19 protein-coding genes are annotated in these 20,642 nt (G+C 64.7%); 11 read left to right on the top strand and 8 right to left on the bottom strand.

Going from position 1 to position 20,642, the window contains the following annotated elements; all coding sequences use genetic code 11:
* The first annotated feature begins 317 nt into the window (after nucleotides 1-317).
* Nucleotides 318-1,466 carry a ribonuclease D gene (gene rnd / locus ACVW1B_RS11540; protein ID WP_456780651.1) on the top strand — a complete coding sequence of 383 codons (1,149 nt, stop codon included), beginning with the start codon at nucleotides 318-320 and terminating at the stop codon, nucleotides 1,464-1,466.
* A gap of 360 nt (nucleotides 1,467-1,826) precedes the next feature.
* On the top strand, nucleotides 1,827-2,030 hold the full coding sequence (locus tag ACVW1B_RS11535) for a cold-shock protein (RefSeq protein ID WP_016847412.1): 204 nt from the start codon (nucleotides 1,827-1,829) through the stop codon (nucleotides 2,028-2,030).
* Nucleotides 2,031-2,107: 77 nt separating this feature from the next.
* On the opposite strand, the gene purN is transcribed toward ACVW1B_RS11535, so the two are convergent.
* On the bottom strand, nucleotides 2,108-2,758 hold the full coding sequence (gene purN, locus ACVW1B_RS11530) for a phosphoribosylglycinamide formyltransferase (protein WP_456780652.1): 651 nt from the start codon (nucleotides 2,756-2,758) through the stop codon (nucleotides 2,108-2,110).
* The gene (purM, locus tag ACVW1B_RS11525) at nucleotides 2,755-3,828 is read right to left on the bottom strand and encodes a phosphoribosylformylglycinamidine cyclo-ligase (RefSeq protein ID WP_456780653.1); all 1,074 of its coding nucleotides are present in this window, start codon (nucleotides 3,826-3,828) and stop codon (nucleotides 2,755-2,757) included. The genes purN and purM overlap by 4 nt, the downstream gene beginning before the upstream one ends.
* A 160-nt stretch (nucleotides 3,829-3,988) precedes the next feature.
* Between purM and ACVW1B_RS11520 the strand changes: the two genes are divergently transcribed.
* From ACVW1B_RS11520 to ppx, 4 genes are all read left to right on the top strand, one after another.
* Nucleotides 3,989-4,531, top strand: coding sequence for a CDP-alcohol phosphatidyltransferase family protein (locus ACVW1B_RS11520; protein ID WP_028332358.1), 543 nt, complete (start codon nucleotides 3,989-3,991; stop codon nucleotides 4,529-4,531).
* An 88-nt stretch (nucleotides 4,532-4,619) separates the two neighbouring features.
* Complete coding sequence (locus ACVW1B_RS11515; RefSeq protein WP_310879486.1) at nucleotides 4,620-5,297, top strand: P-loop NTPase family protein; 678 nt, start codon at nucleotides 4,620-4,622, stop codon at nucleotides 5,295-5,297.
* 130 nt (nucleotides 5,298-5,427) lie between these two features.
* The gene (locus tag ACVW1B_RS11510; protein WP_076831991.1) at nucleotides 5,428-7,632 is read left to right on the top strand and encodes an RNA degradosome polyphosphate kinase; all 2,205 of its coding nucleotides are present in this window, start codon (nucleotides 5,428-5,430) and stop codon (nucleotides 7,630-7,632) included.
* A gap of 12 nt (nucleotides 7,633-7,644) precedes the next feature.
* Nucleotides 7,645-9,147: an exopolyphosphatase gene (gene ppx, locus ACVW1B_RS11505; RefSeq protein ID WP_225159070.1), complete on the top strand. Its 1,503-nt coding sequence runs from the start codon at nucleotides 7,645-7,647 to the stop codon at nucleotides 9,145-9,147.
* Between the two features lie 114 nt (nucleotides 9,148-9,261).
* Here ppx and ACVW1B_RS11500 read toward each other — a convergent pair whose 3' ends face one another.
* Both ACVW1B_RS11500 and ndk read right to left on the bottom strand, forming a co-directional pair.
* Entirely contained in the window at nucleotides 9,262-10,101 is an 840-nt protein-coding gene (locus ACVW1B_RS11500; protein WP_076831988.1) for a TerC family protein, read from the bottom strand.
* Between the two features lie 112 nt (nucleotides 10,102-10,213).
* The gene (gene ndk, locus ACVW1B_RS11495) at nucleotides 10,214-10,636 is read right to left on the bottom strand and encodes a nucleoside-diphosphate kinase (RefSeq protein WP_016847423.1); all 423 of its coding nucleotides are present in this window, start codon (nucleotides 10,634-10,636) and stop codon (nucleotides 10,214-10,216) included.
* Between the two features lie 347 nt (nucleotides 10,637-10,983).
* Here ndk and ACVW1B_RS11490 point away from each other — a divergent pair, with 347 nt between their 5' ends.
* The 3 genes from ACVW1B_RS11490 to ACVW1B_RS11480 all read left to right on the top strand — a co-directional run bounded on the left by ACVW1B_RS11490 (nucleotide 10,984) and on the right by ACVW1B_RS11480 (nucleotide 13,611).
* Nucleotides 10,984-11,247 carry a hypothetical protein gene (locus ACVW1B_RS11490; RefSeq protein WP_018271306.1) on the top strand — a complete coding sequence of 88 codons (264 nt, stop codon included), beginning with the start codon at nucleotides 10,984-10,986 and terminating at the stop codon, nucleotides 11,245-11,247.
* 223 nt (nucleotides 11,248-11,470) lie between these two features.
* Entirely contained in the window at nucleotides 11,471-11,641 is a 171-nt protein-coding gene (locus ACVW1B_RS11485; protein ID WP_167350433.1) for a hypothetical protein, read from the top strand.
* Nucleotides 11,642-11,748: 107 nt separating this feature from the next.
* Nucleotides 11,749-13,611, top strand: a complete 1,863-nt coding sequence (locus ACVW1B_RS11480; RefSeq protein WP_456821612.1) for an ABC-F family ATP-binding cassette domain-containing protein — start codon at nucleotides 11,749-11,751, stop codon at nucleotides 13,609-13,611.
* Between the two features lie 51 nt (nucleotides 13,612-13,662).
* Here the strand turns inward: ACVW1B_RS11480 and ACVW1B_RS11475 are convergent, their stop codons facing one another.
* The 4 genes from ACVW1B_RS11475 to ACVW1B_RS11460 all read right to left on the bottom strand — a co-directional run bounded on the left by ACVW1B_RS11475 (nucleotide 13,663) and on the right by ACVW1B_RS11460 (nucleotide 17,997).
* On the bottom strand, nucleotides 13,663-14,907 hold the full coding sequence (locus ACVW1B_RS11475) for an IS4 family transposase (protein WP_456781775.1): 1,245 nt from the start codon (nucleotides 14,905-14,907) through the stop codon (nucleotides 13,663-13,665).
* Nucleotides 14,908-15,370: 463 nt separating this feature from the next.
* Nucleotides 15,371-15,925, bottom strand: coding sequence for a hypothetical protein (locus ACVW1B_RS11470; protein WP_083715152.1), 555 nt, complete (start codon nucleotides 15,923-15,925; stop codon nucleotides 15,371-15,373).
* A 101-nt stretch (nucleotides 15,926-16,026) separates the two neighbouring features.
* Nucleotides 16,027-16,479, bottom strand: a complete 453-nt coding sequence (locus ACVW1B_RS11465) for a DNA polymerase III subunit chi (RefSeq protein ID WP_028335176.1) — start codon at nucleotides 16,477-16,479, stop codon at nucleotides 16,027-16,029.
* A 15-nt stretch (nucleotides 16,480-16,494) separates the two neighbouring features.
* Complete coding sequence (locus ACVW1B_RS11460) at nucleotides 16,495-17,997, bottom strand: leucyl aminopeptidase (protein WP_456821611.1); 1,503 nt, start codon at nucleotides 17,995-17,997, stop codon at nucleotides 16,495-16,497.
* A gap of 371 nt (nucleotides 17,998-18,368) precedes the next feature.
* On the opposite strand from ACVW1B_RS11460, the gene lptF reads away from it, so the two are divergent.
* Complete coding sequence (gene lptF / locus ACVW1B_RS11455; protein ID WP_456780656.1) at nucleotides 18,369-19,535, top strand: LPS export ABC transporter permease LptF; 1,167 nt, start codon at nucleotides 18,369-18,371, stop codon at nucleotides 19,533-19,535.
* Nucleotides 19,532-20,629 carry an LPS export ABC transporter permease LptG gene (gene lptG / locus ACVW1B_RS11450; RefSeq protein ID WP_028335173.1) on the top strand — a complete coding sequence of 366 codons (1,098 nt, stop codon included), beginning with the start codon at nucleotides 19,532-19,534 and terminating at the stop codon, nucleotides 20,627-20,629. The genes lptF and lptG overlap by 4 nt, the downstream gene beginning before the upstream one ends.
* The last annotated feature ends 13 nt before the right edge of the window (nucleotides 20,630-20,642 follow it).

Below are 20,642 nucleotides of genomic sequence, written 5' to 3'. Positions count from 1 at the left end.
CGAACACCGCTAGCTGTCGGCTCCTTTGCATGGGGTTGTTTTCGATATTTTGGTCGTGCGTCCCGGCGCCAGCGGGCTATCGCCTGTGGCGCTCAGCCCCCGTTCGTCATGCCCGGTCAAGCCGGGCGGTGACACCGAAGATGGCGGACGACCGACGAACTGCCGGCACGACCGGGCCGAAAACACCCTCGAATCACGCCCAATCAATTCAAAAACGGCCCGTCCCTCACCCCGCGCAGGGCCAAAATCCCTGCAAGACCCTTGACATAGCTGCCCTTTCGGCAGAACGCGTGTGGTCAAGCCGTTATGGACACTTCATGGATTTGATTAGCACGACCTCCGACCTCGCCGCCGCCTGCGACCGGCTCGCCAAACACAAGGTCATCACTGTCGACACCGAGTTCCTGCGGGAGACGACCTACTATCCGCTGCTCTGCGTCGTGCAGATGGCGAGCGCGGAAGAAGCGGTCGTGGTCGACGCGCTGGCACCCGGCATCGACCTCAAGCCGTTCTTCGACTTGATGTCGAACGAGGCCGTGCTCAAGGTTTTCCACGCCGCGCGGCAGGACATCGAAATCGTCTGGCACCTCTCCGGCACGATCCCGCATCCGATCTTCGACACCCAGGTCGCCGCCATGGTGCTCGGCTATGGCGACAGCATCGCCTATGACCAGCTCGTCGACCGCGTGACCGGCCACCGCCCCGACAAGACCCATCGCTTCACCGACTGGTCGCGCCGGCCGCTGACCGACGAGCAGCTCCACTACGCCGTCTCCGACGTGACCCATCTGCGCGAAGTGTTCGCAGCCCTCGATGCCGATCTGAAGAAGCGCGACCGTAGTGACTGGGTCAGCGAGGAGATGGAGGTCCTGACCTCGCCGAAGACCTACGACTTCCATCCCGAGCGCGCCTGGGAGCGGCTCAAGACCCGCGTCCGCAAGCCGCGCGAGCTCGCGGTGCTGATCGAGGTCGCGGCCTGGCGCGAGCAGGAGGCGCAGAGCCGCGACGTGCCGCGTTCACGCGTGCTCAAGGACGATGCGGTCGGCGATATCGCCACCCATGCGCCGACCTCGCTGGAGAAGCTCGGCAATCTGCGCTCGCTGCCGAAGGGCTTTGAGCGCTCGAAATGGGGCGCCGACATCATTGCTGCCGTGCAGCGCGGGCTCGCCCGCGACCAGGCCACGCTGCCCAAGCTGGAAAAGCCGAGAAACAATTCCAACGGTGCGGCGACCGTCGAACTATTGAAGGTGCTGCTGCGCATGACCTCGGAGCGGCACGGCGTCGCCAGCAAGGTGATCGCCACCGTCGACGACCTCGAGCAGATCGCTGCCAGCGATCAGGCCGAGGTCGGCGCCCTGCACGGCTGGCGCCGCGAACTGTTCGGCGAGGCCGCGCTCAAGCTCAAGCACGGCCAGCTCGCGCTCGCGATCGACAAGGGCCGCGTGGTGCGGGTGGACCGGGGTTAGCGCGCGCCGTTCGCCTGGTGCGCCCCAGGTTCCACCGGCAGTCGGCCAGTGGCCGAACAGGTTGCGCCGAAGCTTGACCGGCACAGGCTGAGGTTGCGTCACGCAAAACCACCGCGCTTGCTAAGGCGCAATTTTCGTGTTGCAATCCCCTCACAATCGGATTGCGGCCGTTCGACTGTGCGTTTCGCGACGTTGATATCCAAGGCTTCGATGTACAGGGCTTCGATAGGCGAAACTTCGGACTTGAAGACTTTGGATCTGACGACCCGGGAAGTGAACAGACAGCGCAAAGTCCGCTTGTGGCGTGGCACGTGGAAAACGTGGCCGCGTCTTTTTTATGTCTAAACTGGGAGAGAGACGATGCCGAAGGGTACCGTCAAATGGTTCAACCCGACCAAAGGTTACGGGTTCATCAAGCCAGCCGTCGGCGACAAGGACGTGTTCGTCCATATCTCGGCGGTCGAGCGCGCGGGCCTCAGCACATTGAACGAGAACCAGTCCGTCGAGTACGAGCTGGTGGAGAACCGCGGCAAGGCGTCGGCAGAGAACCTCAAGGTTCACTGAACGCCGCTGCCAGCGGAATTCATCCTGATGCCTCCCCCGGCCGCATCACCCCGGGGGATGTCTCCTGCAACCGCGCGCTAGGGCGCCGGCGCGATCAGCGTATGGTCGGTTGCGCCGCTGCCCAGGGTCTTGCAGAGATCGCCTTCGAGCTTGAGCCGGCCGCTTGCCAGCAGCCGCAGCGCCTCCGGATAGATGCGATGCTCGATGGTGATCACGCGCGCGGCGAGCGTCTCGGCGGTGTCGTCGTCAGCGACCGTGACCGCGCCCTGCATCACGATCGGTCCGGCGTCGGTCTCCGGGATCACGAAATGCACCGTCGCTCCGGACAGCTTGACCCCTGCACGCAACGCCTGGCCGTGCGGATCGAGACCCGGAAAGCAAGGCAGCAGCGAGGGATGGATGTTGAGCATCCGCCCGTACCAGTGCCGCGCGAACTCGGCGGTGAACAGCCGCATGAAGCCGCCGAGGCAGATCAACTCGACCTGCCTGTCATCGAGCGTGCGCTGCAGCACGGCCTCGAAGCCGGCGCGGTCCTTGCCGAACGGCTTGCTCTCGATGACGATGGTCGCAATGCCGCTGGCGGCCGCCTTCTCGAGCCCGGCGGCATCGGCGCGGTTCGAGATCACGGCCACGATCTCGGCTGGGAAATCCGCAGCCTTCGCAGCCTCGATCAGCGCGGCCATGTTGGAGCCGCGGCCGGAGATCAGGATGGCGACGCGGCGCTTCATCGCGAGAGATCGAGATGACCGTTATAGATCACGCGATGCTCGCCTTTGGCCTCGATCACCTCGCCGAGCAACGTCACGGTCTCGCCGCCGGCGGTGAACGCCTCGGTCACGGCGTCGACCGCATCAGCCTTGACGATCGCGATCATGCCGATGCCGCAGTTGAAGGTGCGCAGCAGTTCGAGTTCGGCGATGCCGCCCTGCTCGGCCAGCCATTTGAACACCGGGAGCACCGGCAGCCGCGCCAGATCGATGCCGACGCCGAGATGCTTCGGCAGCACGCGCGGAATGTTGTCGGTGAAGCCGCCGCCGGTGATGTGGGCGAGCCCCTTCACCGCGCCGGTGTCGCGGATCGCGCGCAGGCAGGATTTCACATAGAGCCTGGTCGGCGTCAGCAGCGCTGCGCCAAGCGTCATGACCGGCGCGAACGGCGCCGGCGCGTCATAGGCGACGCCGGACTGCTCGACGATCTTGCGCACCAGCGAATAGCCGTTGGAGTGCACGCCGGAGGAAGCCAGCCCGATCACGGCATCGCCCGCCGCGATATTCGCGGTCGGCAGCAGCGTGCCGCGCTCGGCCGCGCCGACCGCAAAGCCGCCGAGGTCGTAATCGCCATCCTTGTAGAGGCCGGGCATCTCGGCGGTTTCGCCGCCGATCAGCGCGCAGCCGGATTCGCGGCAGCCCTCGGCGATACCAGCGACGATCTGCGCGGTGGCCTCCGGGTGCAGCTTGCCGCAGGCGAAATAGTCGAGGAAGAACAGCGGTTCCGCGCCCTGCACGACGAGGTCGTTGACCGACATCGCGACCAGATCGATGCCGATACCGCCATGAATGCCGGTCTCGATCGCGATCTTCAGCTTGGTGCCGACGCCATCGGTCGCGGCCACCAGGACCGGATCCTTGAAGCCGGCGGCCTTGAGGTCGAACAGCCCGCCGAAACCGCCGATCTCGGCGTCCGCGCCAGGCCGCGCGGTGGCCCGCACCATCGGCTTGATCAGATCGACCAGTCGATTGCCGGCGTCGATATCGACACCCGAATCCGCGTAAGTGAGCCCGTTTTTGCGCTCGGTCATGCCCAATTCCAGATGATCAGGGGCTGGTTACGAGGAATTCCGCCCCCGCGCAATGGCTCGCGGCGCTGCCGCCGCGATACTATGTAGATAACACAAGGCGGCTGCGCAAAAGAGCCGGATATCGAGTAAAATCAGGCTTCTAGCCGGGAAGCGATCCAAGTTGAGCATTCCGAACATCATCACCCTCGGCCGCATCATCCTGGTGCCGGTGATCGTCTGGGCCATCGTGTCCAGCCAGATGGAGATTGCGTTCGCGATCTTCGTGATCGCCGGCGTCTCGGACGCGGTCGACGGTTTCCTCGCCAAGCGCTTCAACATGACGAGCGAGCTCGGCGCCCTGCTCGATCCGCTCGCCGACAAGGCGCTCCTGGTGTCGATCTATGTCGCGCTCGGAATCTGGGGCGCGGTGCCGCGCTGGATCGTGATTCTCGTGGTGTCACGCGACATCATGATCGTCTCCGCCGTGATTGTGTCATGGTTGTTCGACAAGCCGGTCGAGATGAAGCCGCTGATGGTGTCGAAGCTGAACACGGTGGCGCAGGTCGCGTTCGCAGCGCTGGTGCTGGCCTCGCTCGGCTTCGGCTTTCAGCCACATCCTTACGACCTGATCCTGATGGGCCTGGTCACGATCTTTACTTTGGGTTCGGTGTCCCTCTATCTCGTGGAGTGGGTGCGGCACATGAGCACCATCGAAGCTCGGTAGGCGGGATCCGGAAAAGTGGAAGCCGGTTTTCCCGCGACAAACGCGACGCGTTTGCGCATGGCTAAAATGAAGTGGTTTGGAGACCTGCGTGGCCAGTAGCGTTCAACCTCGTCAATTGGCCTTGGCCCTGCCGCACGAGGAGAAGCTGACCCGCGACGATTTCCTTGAGGGCCCTGCCAATGAGGCGGCGCTGGCGCTGATCGACGGCTGGCCGGACTGGCCAAACCGAATCATGCTGCTGGTCGGGCCTGACGGCTCCGGCAAAAGCCACCTCGCCGCGATCTGGGCCGAGAGCGCCGGCGCGCGCTCGACCGCGGCGCATGCGCTGACCGCCGACACGGTGCCGACCGCGCTTGCGACCGGTGCGCTCGTCGTCGAAGACCTGAGGCCGGCGGATTTCGACGAGCGCGCAATGTTTCATCTGATGAATCTGGCGCGCCAGGACGATGCCTACGTGCTGATCACGGCGCGCATTCCGCCCTCGGCGTTCGAGATCGAATTGCGCGACCTGCGGTCGCGGCTCCGCGCGGTGCCGACCGTGACGCTGCTGCCGCCGGACGACCAGCTGTTCCGCGGCCTGATTGTCAAGTTCTGCGCCGACCGCCAGATGAGCGTGGACGAACCGCTGGTCAGCTATCTGAGCAACCGGATCGAGCGTTCCTACGTTGCCGTCCGGCAGGCGGTCGAGCTCCTGGATACCGAGGCACTCCGGCTCGGCCGTCCCGTCACGCGGGCGCTGGCGGCGGAGCTGTTGCGCGACGCCTGATCCATCCCGCGGCTTGACGGCGCAGGCGAGCGGAACATCAATGTCATCGAAACGTCATCGCAATATCACATGGTCTCTGCGGCTCTCGGCTACACCGCCCCGGCCCTGCCCTGAATTGGACCAGCACTTTATGGACTCGGCACAAGCTACTGAAATCAAAGAAAAAGAGGCGGAATTTCCCGCCATTCCCGCAATCGCGACCAGCCCCGAACGCTTCATCAACCGGGAGCTCTCCTGGCTGCACTTCAACCGGCGGGTGCTCGAGGAATCGGTCAATCTCGGCCATCCCGTGCTGGAGCGGGTCCGCTTCCTGTCGATTTCGGCGAATAACCTCGACGAGTTCTTCATGGTCCGTGTCGCCGGCATCAAGGCGCAGGTCCGCGAGGGCATTACCGAGCGCAGCCCGGACGGCCTGCTGCCGGCCGATCAGCTCGTGATGATCAACAAGACCGTCTCGCAGCTCGCCTCCGACCAGCAGGCGATCTGGAGCGACCTGCGGGATATCCTGGCCAAGGTCGGCATCCAGCTGGTCGACGGCCGCGACGTCACCAAGTCCGAGCGCAGCTGGATCGAGGATCACTTCCTCCACAGCATCTTCCCGCTGCTGACGCCGCTGGCGATCGACCCGGCGCATCCCTTCCCGTTCATCCCGAATCTCGGCTTCACGGTGGCGCTGCAATTGTCGCGGATCTCCGACGGCAAGGCGATGAACGCGCTGATCCGCATGCCCGGCAAGATCGACCGCTTCATCCGCATCCCCTCCACCAAGGAAGGCGCGCCGGCGCGGCTGATCACGCTGGAGCAGGCCACCGGTCTCTTCATCGGCCGCCTGTTCCCCGGCTACACCGTCAAGGGCCAAGGCGCATTCCGCATCATCAGGGACTCCGAACTCGAAATCGAGGAAGAGGCCGAAGATCTCGTTCGCCTGTTCGAGACCGCGCTCAAGCGGCGCCGCCGCGGGTCGGTGATCCGGCTCGAGATCGAGGCCACGATGCCCGAAGAGCTGCGCATCTTCGTGCAGCACGCCTTGTCGGCCGCAGACGACGAAGTGATCCTGGTCGACGGCGTGCTGGCGATGAACGAGCTGTCGCAGCTCACCCGCCTCAATCGCCCCGACCTCGAATTCCCGCCCTATGTGCCGCGCCACCCCGAGCGGGTGCGCGATCATGGCGGCGATATCTTCGCCGCCATCCGCCAGAAGGACCTCGTGGTCCATCACCCCTACGAATCCTTCGACGTCGTGGTGCAGTTCCTGCAGCAGGCGGCACGCGATCCCGACGTGGTCGCGATCAAGCAGACGCTCTATCGCACCTCGAACAATTCGCCGATCGTGCGCGCGCTGGCGGAAGCCGCCGAGGCCGGCAAGTCGGTGACCGCGCTGATCGAGCTGAAGGCGCGCTTCGACGAGGAAGCCAATATCCGCTGGGCCCGCGACCTCGAACGCGCCGGCGTGCAGGTGGTCTACGGCTTCATCGAATTGAAGACGCATGCCAAGCTGTCGATGGTGGTGCGCCGCGAGGGCGGCAATCTCACGACCTATGTGCACACCGGCACCGGCAACTATCACCCGGTCACCGCGCGCATCTACACCGACCTCTCCTACTTCACTTCGGATCCGATCATCGGCCGCGACGTCGCGCGGGTCTTCAACTACATCACCGGCTATGCCGAGCCGAGCGACATCGAGAAGATGGCGGTGTCGCCGCTGACGCTGCGCAAGCGGATCATCGAGCACATCCACGGCGAGATCGCCCACGTCAAGCACGGCCGGCCCGGCGCGGTCTGGATGAAGATGAATGCGCTGGTCGACCCTGATATCATCGACGCGCTGTACGAGGCCTCGCAGGCCGGCGTCTCGGTCGAGCTCGTGGTGCGCGGCATCTGCTGCCTGCGGCCGGGGCTGCCGGGACTGTCGGAGAACATCCGCGTCAAATCGGTGATCGGCCGGTTCCTGGAACACGGCCGAATCTATTGCTTCGGCATGGGTCAGGGCCTGCCGAGCACAAAAGCTGCTGTGTATATCTCGTCCGCTGACATGATGCCGCGAAACCTCGACCGCCGCGTCGAGGTTCTCTGTCCGCTGCAAAATCCCACGGTGCATCAGCAGGTTCTCGAACAGATCATGGTCGCGAACCTGAAGGACACCGAGCAAAGCTGGCAATTGTTGCCGGATGGGTCGTCAACGCGTATGAAGGCCGCGAAAGGCGAAGAGCCCTTCAATCTGCATGACTACTTTATGACAAATCCGAGTCTGTCCGGCCGTGGTAAGTCTCTCAAGGAATCTTCACCGCGCCGTCTCACGCGTCGCAACGAGCGTCAGCAGCCATCGTCTTAAGGGGGCCTTACGGTGAAGCGGCCGCGGAAGCGCGCTTCCAGCGTCGCTGTCATCGATATCGGCTCGAACTCGGTTCGTCTCGTGGTCTACGAGGCGATGGCGCGCAGCCTCATCACAATCTTCAACGAGAAGGCGCTGTGCGGGCTCGGGCGCGAGGTGCAGAGCACCGGCCTGCTCGCAACCGATGCCGTCAACAAGGCGCTCACCGCGCTGCGCCGTTTTCGTGCGCTGTGCAAGATCCAGCAAGTCGGCCGCGTCTACGCGATCGCGACCGCGGCCTGCCGCGACGCCAAGAACGGTCCGGACTTCATCGCCAAGGCCGAGCGCATCTGCGGCGCCAAGATCGAGATCCTCACCGGGCCGCGTGAAGCGAAGCTATCCGCGCTCGGCGTCGTCTCGGGCGTGCACAATCCGAACGGCATCGTCGGCGATCTCGGCGGCGGCTCGCTTGAACTGATCGATGTCAAGGGCAGCCGCGTGCGCAGCGGCGTGACGCTGCCGCTCGGCAGCCTCGCGCTGCAGGACCTCTCCAACAAATCGCTCAAGCGCGCCGAACGCATCGTCAAGAACGAGCTGCTCGGCGTCGCCCAGCTCAAGACCGGCCGCGGCCGCACCTTCTATGCCGTCGGCGGCACCTGGCGTGCGCTGGCGCGCATTCACATCATCCAGAGCGGCTACCCGCTCAAGGTGATGCACGGCTATTCGATCCCGGCGGCCGACGCACTCGACTTCGCGCAGCGGCTGCGACGGCTGGCGGCCACCAACATGCTGGCCAATATCGAGTCGGTCGCCGACGCGCGGCGGCCGCTATTGGCCTATGCCGCGCTCGTGCTCGAATACATCATCCGCGTGGCCCAGCCGAAGACCATCGTGTTCTCGACCTTCGGCGTACGCGAGGGCCTGCTCTACGAGATGCTGCCGCAGGCCGAACGCGCCAAGGACGGACTGCTCTGCGCCGCGCAGAATCTCAACGAATTGCTGTCGCGCTCGGCCCGCCACGCCCAGGAGCTGACGGCGTGGACCGACCGGCTGGTGCGCGTCGTCAGGCTACGCGAGACCGAGGAAGACCGCAGGCTGCGGCACGTCGCCTGCCTGCTCTCCGACATCGGCTGGCGGGTGCATCCCGATCATCGCGGCGAGGAAACCCTCAGCCTGATCATGAACGGCAATTTCGGCTCGATCACGCATCAGGGCCGCGCCTTCGTCGCGCTCTCGGTGTTCTATCGCTACGCCGGGCTCAGCGAGGAAAACGAGCCGCCGCCGCAGATCCGCGCGCTGGTGACGCCGGCGATGGACGAGCGCGCCCGCGTGCTCGGCGCCGCATTTCGCGTCGCGCATCTGATCACGGCGGCGCGCACCGGCGTGCTGCCGGCAACCCATTTCCGCACCCAGGGCCGCAAGCTGATGCTGGTGTTCGAGCACCGGATGGTGGATCTGGTCGCCGACCGCGTCGGCAGCCGCTTCAAGCAATTGGCGCGGCTGGTCGGGCGCGCCGGCTCGATCGTGCGGCGCTAGGGCATGATCCGGAAAAGTGCGAAGCGGTTTTCCCTCGCGACAAACGCGGAATGCGTTTGCGCGGAGATCATGCTCAAACAACGAGCTCGACCCAATCGCATCGCGATTTAGGGCTCACGCCGCCTTGGCGGCGTGCTTGGCCTTGCGGAGTGCGTGGCGGCGCCAGATCGACCCCACGACCAGCACCACGATGATGCCGAGCACCGCGAGCGCGATCTCGCCGCCATTGCCGCCATGGGCGAATTGCGGCGACATCCCGACCGACGTCAGCCAGGAATCGAGCTTGGTACCGAGCGGTCCGGCGAACAGCGCGTCCAGCTTCGGATGCACGGCGGGATCGGTCGCGATGACGTCACCCGCGATCCAGCCGAGCAGCGCGGCACCGGCCCAGACCAGGACCGGCAGCTTGGTGAGCAGCGCCATGATCAGCGCCGCGCCGGCAACGATCAGGGGAACGCTGATCGCAAGTCCGAGCACCAGCAGCGGCACGCTGCCATTAGCGGCGGCAGCCACGGCGATCACATTGTCGAGGCTCATCACGATGTCGGCGACGACGACGATCTGAACCGCGGCCCACAGATGCGCGGCCGCGTGCACGCTGTCCTCGTCCTCCTGCTCCGGCACCAGCAGCTTGGCGGCAATCACGATCAGCGCCAGTCCGCCGACCAGCTTCAAATAGGGAAGCTCCATCAGGCTGGCGACGATGCCGGTAAAGATGACGCGCAGCAGCACTGCCGCGGCGGCGCCGAGAATCATGCCCCACAGGCGCTGGCGCGGCGCGAGCCCGCGGCAGGCGAGCGCGATCACGAGCGCGTTGTCGCCCGACAGCAGGACGTTGATCCAGATGATCTTGCCGACGGCGACCCAGAACGTCGGCGTCGCCATCTCGTTCTTGAATTCGGTGAAGAACGCGCCGATGTACGCCGGATCAAAGATCTGCCACAGCCAGTCCACAGCGAGTCCTATTCGGCCTTGCGGCCGCCCCTGGCGGCGGTCGTCCGCCGCTCCCCGGTTCTACTTCGACGCGGTCTCCTCGGGAGACCGCGCCACTTTCAGCAATACGGTGTCAGCCGACGATCTCGTTGCCGGCGAAGAACTGCGCGATCTCGATCACCGCGGTCTCCGGCGCATCCGAACCGTGCACCGAGTTCTCGCCGATCGACTTCGCATAGAGCTTGCGGATGGTGCCTTCAGCGGCCTTCGACGGGTCGGTCGCGCCCATCACGTCGCGATATTTCAGGATAGCGCCCTCGCCTTCCAGCACCTGGACCACAACCGGGCCCGAAGTCATGAAGTCGACCAGCTCGCCGAAGAACGGACGCGCCTTGTGGACGGCGTAGAAGGTCTCGGCCTGGCCGCGGGTCATGCGGATGCGCTTCTGCGCCACGACCCGCAGGCCCGCCTTCTCGATCACCGCATTGACCGCGCCGGTCAGGTTGCGCTCGGTGGCGTCGGGTTTGATGATCGAAAAGGTGCGTTCAATCGCCATGATTTCGTCCTTGTAAACTTGGCTGGGAGTTGCCGGGGCTTATATCGGCGCGATGGGATAACGGCAAGCGACCCTGTGACGCGTTAGCCTTTAGTTTTGACGCATTTTCACGACGAAAACCGTCGTTAGGGCGCCCTCCGGACAGCGGCCGGCTCGGCCAACTTACCGCGATTTCACCTAGGTGAACCCATTCTGTCAGCGCCGTGCCGCTGCCGTTCAGCTCAAGTCACATAGGCTCTGCAGCGATCGGACGCCTTGCTGGCCCCCCCATCCGCAAGCCTCACAGGACGTCTCGGGAAATGTCACCGCGGGCGCGTCGCGCGCGCCCATACCTCGAGGAGACGATCATGTTACGCAAACTCTCGCTTGCCGCCGTCGCCGCGGTTTCGCTCGGTGCCGCCGCGCTCGCCCCGACCTCCGCTTCTGCGTGGGGTGGTTGGCATGGCGGCTGGCACGGTGGATGGCACCACGGCTGGTGGGGCGGTCCGCGCGTCATCGTCGGCGGCCCGGCCTATTACGGCGGTTATGGCTACGGCGGCGGCTGCTACGTGCGCCGCGTGGTGCCGACCCCGTGGGGGCCCCGCTGGCGCCTGGTCAACCGCTGCTACTGATCCATCGAATCTACGACTGCTCCCCTGACTTGCTTCTCGCCCCGGCCCTCGCGCCGGGGCTTTTTTCGGGTCCGCCGGGGGAACCCGGGCATATGATGGGACCCACTACCTCAAGGCGAGAGCAAGGCGCGGAAACCAAATTCGGGGTCGCGACTTGTCATGGCGAGGAGCTACTCGAACATGCGAGGTGGAACTCGCCAAGAGACATGCCATGACGATGACAATGAGCAAGATCGACAAGGACGCCGATCAGATTGATCACAAGACCTGCCGTTACATCTGCGATGCCGTAGGCGAACGGCTTCAGCAAAGCATGCGGCCAGAGCCCGCACTTTCGTCTCGCCTGCAGCAACTCCTCGACGAGATGCAACGACGGGAAGGCGATCGCCATTAGGTGTTGAGGGCTGAACAGCAGCCCAATTGCGTTTTTGCAACAGCCCCGGGAGAGATTTTGCGAACAGACGGGGTTGCGTTTGGCGGCGGGTCCGGTGACAACGCTGCATGCTCTCCATCACTGACATCTCGGTCCGGATCGCCGGACGGCTGTTGATCGATCACAGTTCGGTGCAAATTGTACCCGGAGCCCGCGTCGGATTTGTCGGCCGCAACGGCGTCGGCAAATCGACGCTGTTTCACGCCATCCGGGGCGACATCCCGACCGAGAGCGGCAGCATCGCGCTTCCGCCGCGCTGGCGTATCGGCAGCCTCGCGCAGGAAGCGCCCGACGGGCCCGAAAGCCTGATCAACGTCGTGCTGAAGGCCGATCTCGAGCGCGACGCGCTGCTGCGCGAGGCCGAGACGGCGCACGATCCGCACCGGATTGCCGAAATCCAGACCCGGCTGGTCGACATCGACGCCCATTCCGCGCCCGCCCGTGCCGCGGCGATCCTCTCCGGCCTCGGCTTCTCGACATCAGACCAGGCGCGGCCGTGCGCGGAATTTTCCGGCGGCTGGCGCATGCGCGTGGCGCTGGCGGCGACGCTGTTCTCCGCGCCCGACCTCTTGCTGCTGGACGAGCCGACCAACTATCTCGATCTCGAAGGCACGTTGTGGCTCGAGAACCACCTCGCCAACTATCCGCGCACGGTGATCGTGATCAGCCACGACCGCGACCTGCTGGACACCTCGGTCGATCAGATCCTGCACCTCGATCGCGGCAGACTGACGCTCTACAAGGGCACCTATTCCTCGTTCGAGGAACAGCGCGCCGCGCGCGAATTGCTCGACGCCAAGCACGCCAAGCGGCAGGCCGATGAGCGCAAGCGCCTGCAGGATTTCGTCGACCGCTTCAAGGCCAAGGCCTCGAAGGCGCGGCAGGCGCAGTCGCGCGTGAAGATGCTGGAGCGGATGAAGCCGATCACCGCGCTGGTGACCCAGGATGTTCATGAGATCTCGTTCCCGGCGCCGGAGAAGCTGCTGTCGCCGCCGATCATCGCGGTCGATGACGTCTCGGTCGGCTACGAGCCCGGCAAGCCGGTGCTCAATCGCGTGACGCTGCGCGTCGATACCGACGACCGCATCGCGCTGTTAGGGGCCAACGGCAACGGCAAGTCGACGCTGGTCAAGCTGCTGGCGGGCAAGCTCGCGCCGTTTGCCGGCCGGATCACGAGGGCCGACAAGCTGTCGGTCGGCTATTTCGCCCAACACCAGGTCGACGAGCTCAATCTCGACGGCTCGCCCTATGATCACATCCGCAAGCTGATGCCGGAGGCGCCGGAGAGCAAGGTGCGCGGCCGCGTCGGCGCGATCGGCTTCTCCGGCAAGGCCGGCGACACGCTGGTGAAGAGCCTGTCGGGCGGCGAGAAGGCGCGGCTGCTGCTGGGGCTTGCCACGTTCTACGGCCCGAACATGATCATCCTGGACGAGCCGACCAACCACCTCGATATCGACAGCCGTGCGGCGCTCGCGGAGGCGATCAACGAATTCCCCGGCGCCATCATCATGGTCTCGCATGATCGCTATCTGATCGAGGCCTGCGCCGACCGCCTGTGGGTCGTGGCCAACCAGACCGTCACGGCCTATGACGGCGATCTCGACGAATATCGACGCATGATCCTGTCGGCCAATGACGGCCGGCCGGCCTCGCGCGAGCGCGTCAAGGAGGCCGCGAAGCCGGAGCGCATCCGCAACGAGAAGCGTGCTTCACCCAGGCAGCGGGTCGCGCAAGCTGAGGCCGAGATCGAGCGCATCAACGCCATCATCGCCAAGATCGATACCGCACTCGCATTGCCCGATATTTTTGCCCGCGACCCCAAGCAGGCCGCGCAACTGACCAAGGCGCGCGCCGGCGCCGAGAGCGCGTTACAGCGCGCAGAGGAAGACTGGCTGGAAGCCAGCGCCGAACTCGACGAAGCGGCGAGTTAGACCGGGCGGAGCCACATATCCGATGTCGTCCCTGCGAAAGCACTAGTGCATCTACACGTTTGTCGGGCCATTTGCGAGGATTTGGAAGCGGGCCATTCCGGTGTGGAAGGTGATTGGTCCAGGTTGACGGTGGGAGGCGTAGCCGGTCCATCCGCCGAGTTTTGCGATGATCCATGCCGCCCAAGCAAGAGTGTTGGGGCGATGGTGGTTTTTCTGAAGCTCGGTGCGACCTTTCATGGTTTTGTTGATGGCCCTGAGCGTCTCGATCTCTTCTGCGGTGAAGACAAATTCAGCCGGCAATTCTTCGCCACTGTTGCGGGCCTGAACGAGTTGAATGACGATACATGCCGCTCTGGTGGCGACCGCCACGAGCTTGATCAGGCCTTCGGCGCTCTCGATCTGACTATCCTCGATGCGCAAACCCTGGCTCTTCAGCGAGCGAAAGAGTTGCTCAATGATCCAGCGCTGGCGGTACCAGGAGACGATCTGCCAGGCGTCTTTAACGGTGGCGACCGGATGAGTGGTCAGGAGCAGCCAGCGAATGGGCTCCGCACCTCTCGGCGGATGCAACTCGACCACTTCTACGAAGCTGAGTTTGATGCCCTCCGCCAAGTCGGTGACGCCGGGCCTCTGCGGCCGCTTGAGCACGACGGTTCCGAAGCGCATCGAGAGATGGGCCTGCCGGCCGCGCCGATCCATTCGCTGCGGCAGATCGATCACCGCGTTGTCGCAGAAGCGGCTCCGCTCGACCGCCTGATAAAGTGTGTCGCCATCGACCAGCGCATGGTCGTGCATGGCACGCGACAGAAGATGGACATTCTCAGCTGGCGTCAGCGCCCAGTGAGCAAAGAAATCCCCCTCGCGGTCGTTGACGACGGTGATCATGCGGGCATCTGCCAGGACGTCGCGGCCTTGCTCGGCGGCCGTCACCCAGCGCGCCGACTCCTTGTCGGCCAAGGCGCGCCGCTCATGCGGGATTTTTACCTTGCCTTTGCGCGTCCAAACGTTGCCGCCAGTAAGGCCAAGACAGACCCCGCTGTCGGCATCCACCGCCATCATCGCATGCAACAGCACGCCGCGAGCATTGCCCTTGCCGACTTTGCCCAGCCCGCGCCGCCGTCCCGCCTGGGTCTGGAACTTGACCTCGCTCGTATCCTGGATCGCCAGCACATGACGCCCGCTGACCGCAGTCCGCGTCTGCGCGCTCCAGCCCTCAATCAATTTATCGATCGTGACTTGGGGGTTGTTCACAAACCGCCAGAACGCCATATTGGCAGCCCAATCGCCCCGGGCCATCTGGCGCAAGCAGACGCTGCGCGTGCAAAGCATAGCCCGCAGAAGCGTCGCCCCCTTTTGTCGAGACGAACGTCCCCGAACTCACCCAAAGACAAATCCGGCTGCATCGCTGGCGCTCCTTCGAATCAAAGCGCCAGTGAGAGAATCATACAACATGCTGCAGAGACGCCACTTCTTGCTGCACCGAGTCAATCTGTCGCGCCCCAAAACCGTGTAGACACGCTAGTGCGAAAGCAGGGACCCATAACCACAGATGGTCGTTGCTGCGCGATCGTCGAACGACGAGTCCGCTCAACCACATCGGCCGCGGCGTATGGGTCCCTGCTCCCGTGCGCAATTGCGCACTAGGCAGGGACGACCCGTGGAGGGAGCCGAGGCTCTCATTCTGTCCGGTGTGATGTCCGCGCGTCCGGTATCATGCCCGCGCATGCAGGCATTGGCCTGCCGCTGCGGCGAAAACGCTCTAGCCGTGCGAGGTCTTTTTCTTCTTCGGCTTCGCCTGCTTCGGCTCGGGCACGGGATCCGGGCCGCGCTCGACGGACGACAGGCGCCCCGAGGTAAAGGTGTAGATGCCGGCGCGCGCGCCACGCGACCAGGTCACGACCGCAACGCGCCCGCCGCCCGGAGCACTGGACAGGTTGACGCTGTCGGGCGCGCCGATGCCGCGCACGACGTCGCATTCAGTGTGGCCGAGTGCAACGCTGCCGCCCGTTGGCTGCGGCGGCGGTGCACCGCCGGCCTGCGCGTTGGCATCGGTGGCGCCCGGCGGCGGTGCCATGCCTGGACAGCTGCCGTCGGCACTGACGAGATCGTCGTTCGTTACCGGCTTGTCCGGCGTCAGTGGCGGCGATTCGATCGAGATGTTGCGGATGAACACCCGCCCGGGACGCGAGAACCATTCCGCATCGCGCGAAAACAAGTCGGATCCGGCGCCCGAACAGCCGGCAAGTCCCGGTGCAAGCACCAGCAACGCCAGCAGCGACTTCCGACTGAATGTTCCGTCCCGCACGATCGACAAAGCTCCTACCCCTTACCTAAGGGCTTGTCCGAACATCACTTTGCGGCATGACCGTGGCCCGCCCCAAGAAACGTCGAATTATCATTAATTAGTAGCTATCGCTATTGGCGCCGCTGCCAGCGTCCCCGCTCGTCGGTCTGCCAATAGGTGACCTCGAAGCCGCGCGCCTTGCAAGCGGTCCAGCTTTCCCTGGCCGAGGCCACCGCGTCGGGGTCGTCGCCGTTGAACACGAGGACCACCCGCTCGTAGCTGTCGCAGTCGGCCGGCAGCGCCGCATTGTCGACCAGGAAGCGGACATTGGCCCGATTCGGGTTGCCCTCCTCGATCGACAGGATGATCGGCTGGTCCTGCGCGTCGGCAACGCGCGAGGTCGCGTGCGGCAGGAATGAATCGTCGCTGTAGGTCCACAGATGCGCGTCGAGCGTCTCGGCACGCTCCTGCGACGTCGATTGCACCACCACGCGCCAGCCGCGCTCGAGCGACTTCTCGAGCAGCGGCGGCAGCACGCTCTCCAGCGTCATGTTCTGCAGGTGGTAGAACAGAACCTCGGTCATGCGCCGGCCGACACTCTATTTCCTGGCTTCATAATAGTCGGAGACCAGCCGCTCGAGCAGCCGGACGCCATAACCCGAACCCCAGCTCTGATTGATCTCGGTCTTCGGCGCGCCCATCGCGGTGCCGGCGATGTCGAGATGCGCCCACGGCGTGCCGTCGACGAAACGCTGCAGGAATTGCGCTGCCGTGATCGAGCCGCCGTTGCGCCCGCCGGTGTTCTTCATGTCGGCAAATTGCGAATCGATCTGCTTGTCGTATTCGGGGCCGAGCGGCATGCGCCACACCTTCTCGCCGGTCTCGAGGCCGACCTTGGCCAGGCGCTCGGCGAGCTCGTCGTTGTTGGAGAACATGCCGGCGTGATCGGTGCCGAGCGCGACCATGATCGCGCCGGTCAGCGTGGCCAGATCGACCATGAATTTCGGCTTGAACTTCTTGGCGACGTACCAGAGCACGTCGGCGAGCACGAGGCGTCCCTCGGCGTCCGTGTTGATGATTTCGATGGTCTGGCCGGACATCGAGGTGACGATGTCGCCCGGACGCTGCGCATTGCCGTCGGGCATGTTCTCGACAAGGCCGATGGCACCGACCGCATTGACGCGGGCCTTGCGCGCCGCGAGCGCGTGCATCAGCCCGACCACGCAGGCCGCACCGCCCATGTCGCCCTTCATATCCTCCATGCCGCCGGCCGACTTGATGGAGATACCGCCGGTGTCGAAGCAGACGCCCTTGCCGACGAACGCGACCGGCGCCTCGCTCTTCTTGCCGCCGTTCCAGCGCATGATCACGGTGCGGCCGGGCCGTGCCGATCCCTGCGCGACGCCGAGCAGCGCGCCCATGCCGAGCTTGGTCATCGCCTTGACGTCGAGCACCTCGACGCCGACGCCGAGCTTGCGAAGCTGGCTGGCGCGGCGTGCGAATTCCTCGGGATACAGCACGTTCGGCGGCTCGTTGACGAGCTCACGCGCCAGATTCACACCGTCGACGACGGACGCTTCAGGCGCATAGGCCTTCCTGGCGGCGGCAACATCGTCGACGGCGATCGAGACGTCGGCCCGCAGGGCGCCGTCCTCGCCGTCCTTCTTCTTGGTCTTGTAGCGGTCGAACTTGTAGGCGCGCAGACGGATGCCGGTGGCGATCGCGGCGGCCTGGCCGGCGGCCATCGCGGCATCGGGCAGTTCCGCGACCACGGTCATCGAACCGCTGCCGGCATTGAGCTTGCCGGCCACCACGCCGCCGAACTTGAGGAAATCCTTCTCCTTGAGGTCGGCCGCCTTGCCGGTGCCGATCACGATCAGCCGCTCGACCTTGATTCCCTCCGGCGCCAGGATGTCGAGGACCGCCCCGCTCTTGCCCTTGAACTGGTTGGCGGCCGCGGCCCGCTTGACCGTCTCGGCGGCGGCTCCCAGCGCCTTCCGGGCGGCGGCTCCCAGCTTCAATTGGTCGTCGCAAAAGACCACCAGAATACCGCGAGCGGACGCGGAGATCGGAACAAAGCCGACCTTGACGGCGTCGGACATAGGAAAATCCTCCAGAACTCAGGGTGTTGCTCGGACCTGAGGCGGTCCTTCCGGCACGCGGGGTGAGCATTGCGATGGCGGTCCGGAACCAGTCCGGACCGGGCTTGTCATACACTATGACCTGCCGGCTGCGCCGCTGCCAAGCGCCGGAGTGGCCGGAAGGCCACAAAAGCGATTAATTAACCATAAATTAAGCGTGCCTTGGCCCGGCCATTTTGTTGACGGATCAAAGGGATGGTAGTGAGAGAGTGACTAGAGAGTGAGCCGGACGGGTCCGCGGCTCGACCATAGGGGAACCCGGGTTGACGGGGATGGTCGAGAGCCGTGCGTTTGGTTGCGTGCAGGGGGCCTTTGGGGGTCGTGCGGTAGCGATGGGGTCGATCGACAAGTACATCTTTAAGACGACGCTGGCGTCGTTTGCGCTTGTCCTGGTCAGCCTCACCGGCGTGATCTGGATTACGCAGGCGCTGCGCGGCATCGACCTGATGACCAGCCAGGGTCAGACCATCCTCACCTTCCTTGGCATCACCGGTCTTGTGATTCCCGCCCTGGTGCTGATCATCGCCCCGATCGCGCTGATGATCGCGATCTCCCATACGCTGAACAAGCTCGCGACCGATTCCGAAATCATCGTCATGAACGCGGCGGGCTTCTCGCCGATCCGGCTGTTCCGGCCGTTCTTCCTTGCCACCTGCGTGGTGGCGGCCCTGGTCGCCTTCATCGGCGCCTATCTCGCCCCCGACGGCATGCGCCGAATCAAGCAGTGGGACGCCGAGATCACCGCCGACGTGCTGACCAACATCCTGCAGCCCGGCCGCTTCGCCCAGCTCGACCAGAACTTGACGATCCGGATCCGCGAGCGCCTGCCCGGCGGCGTGCTCGGCGGCGTCTTCGTCGACGATCGCCGCGATCCGCAGGAGCGCGTCACCATCATCGCCGACCACGGCACCGTGCAGAAGACCGACCGAGGCTCGTACCTCGTGCTCTATGACGGCAATCTGCAACGGTTCGAGGTTGGCAAGCGTGATCCGGCGCTGGTCGCGTTCGCCCGTTACGCCTTTGACATGTCGAAATTCTCGCAGGGCCGCGACGTCACGCTCGGGATTCGCGAGCGCTATCTCTGGGAGCTGATGTGGCCGGACGAGGAAGACAAGACCTATCAGCAACTGTCGGGCCAGTTCTTCGCGGAGCTGCATGATCGCTTCATGGCGCCGATCTATCCGTTCGCGTTCGCTGCCCTCACCTTCGCCTTCCTCGGCGCGCCGCGCACCACGCGCCAGAGCCGCAATTTCTCGATCGGCGGCTCGGTATTCGCGGTGTTCGGCCTGCGCATGGTCGGGTTCGCCTGCTCGGTCATGGCGGTGAAGACGCCGCTCGCGGCGCTGGTGCAGTATCTGATGCTGTTCGGCGGCATCGGCATCGGCATCTGGATGATCGTCGGCGGCGTGGTCGTCGAACCGCCGCCGCGGCTGATGGAAGCGATCGACAGGAATAACGAGCGCATTGCGCGCCTCTTCCGGAGGCCGGCAACCGCATGAGCATGGTCACAAACACGCTCGGGCGTTATTTCGCCGGCCGCTTCGTGGTCGCGGCGGTGGGCGTGTTCGCGGGCATCTTCGTGCTGCTCGTGCTGGTCGATTACATCGAGATGGTGCGCAAGACGTCGGGCCTCGTCTCGGCCTCCGCGATCACGGTCGCGGAAACTTCGCTATTCCGGGTGCCGCAGCTGCTCGAGAAGCTGATGCCGTTCTGCGTGCTGATCGGCGCCATGACCTGCTACCTCGCTTTGTCGCGTCGGCTGGAGCTCGTCGTGGCCCGCGCCGCCGGCGTCTCGGCCTGGCAATTCATCTCGCCGGCGCTGGCCAGTGCGATCATGCTCGGCATCTTCGCGACCACCGCCTACAATCCGGTATCGGCCAATCTGCGCGAGCTGTCCAAACGGATGGAAGCCGAGCTGTTCGGCTCGGCGCCCGGCGGCGGCATTCAGGACGCGTCCGGCTTCTGGCTGAACCAGATCAACGACGAGGGTCAGGCGATCATCAATGCGGCCCGCAGCGAGCAGCAGGGCGTCCGGCTGACCGGCCTCACCGTGTTCCGATTCGATACGGCGCTCCAGTTCAAGGAGCGAATCGAAGCGCGCGAAGCGGCGCTCGAAGACGGCCGCTGGGTGTTCAAGGGCGTGCGCCGATTCACCCTCGATAAGCCTCCGGTGGATCAGGACACCTTCTACCTGACCACCACCCTTACCCCGGCACAGGTGCGCAACAGTTTCTCCACCCCGGAAACTGTGTCCTTTTGGCAACTGCCGAACTACATCCGTTCGTCGGAGAGCTCAGGGTTCGCGACGGCTGGCTATCGCTTGCAGTATCACAAGCTCATCGCACAGCCGTTTTTGCTGGCTGCGATGGTGATGTTGGCGGCTTCTGTGAGCCTCCGCTTCTTTCGGATGGGCGGCGTGCAGAAGATGGTTTTGAGTGGCGTGGGCGCGGGCTTTCTGCTCTACGTGCTGTCGAAAGTAACTGAAGATTTGAGCAAGGCTGAGTTGATGCATCCCATCGCTGCGGCGTGGTTGCCTGTCGTTGTGGGCAGCCTCACCGGTTTCTTAGCCTTGCTGTACCAGGAGGACGGGTAGTGGCTATCGTCGC

Source organism: Bradyrhizobium sp. USDA 4502, assembly GCF_054063355.1.
The sequence above is the reverse complement of the archived record's forward strand: the minus strand, read 5'-3'. Positions and strand labels throughout refer to the sequence as shown.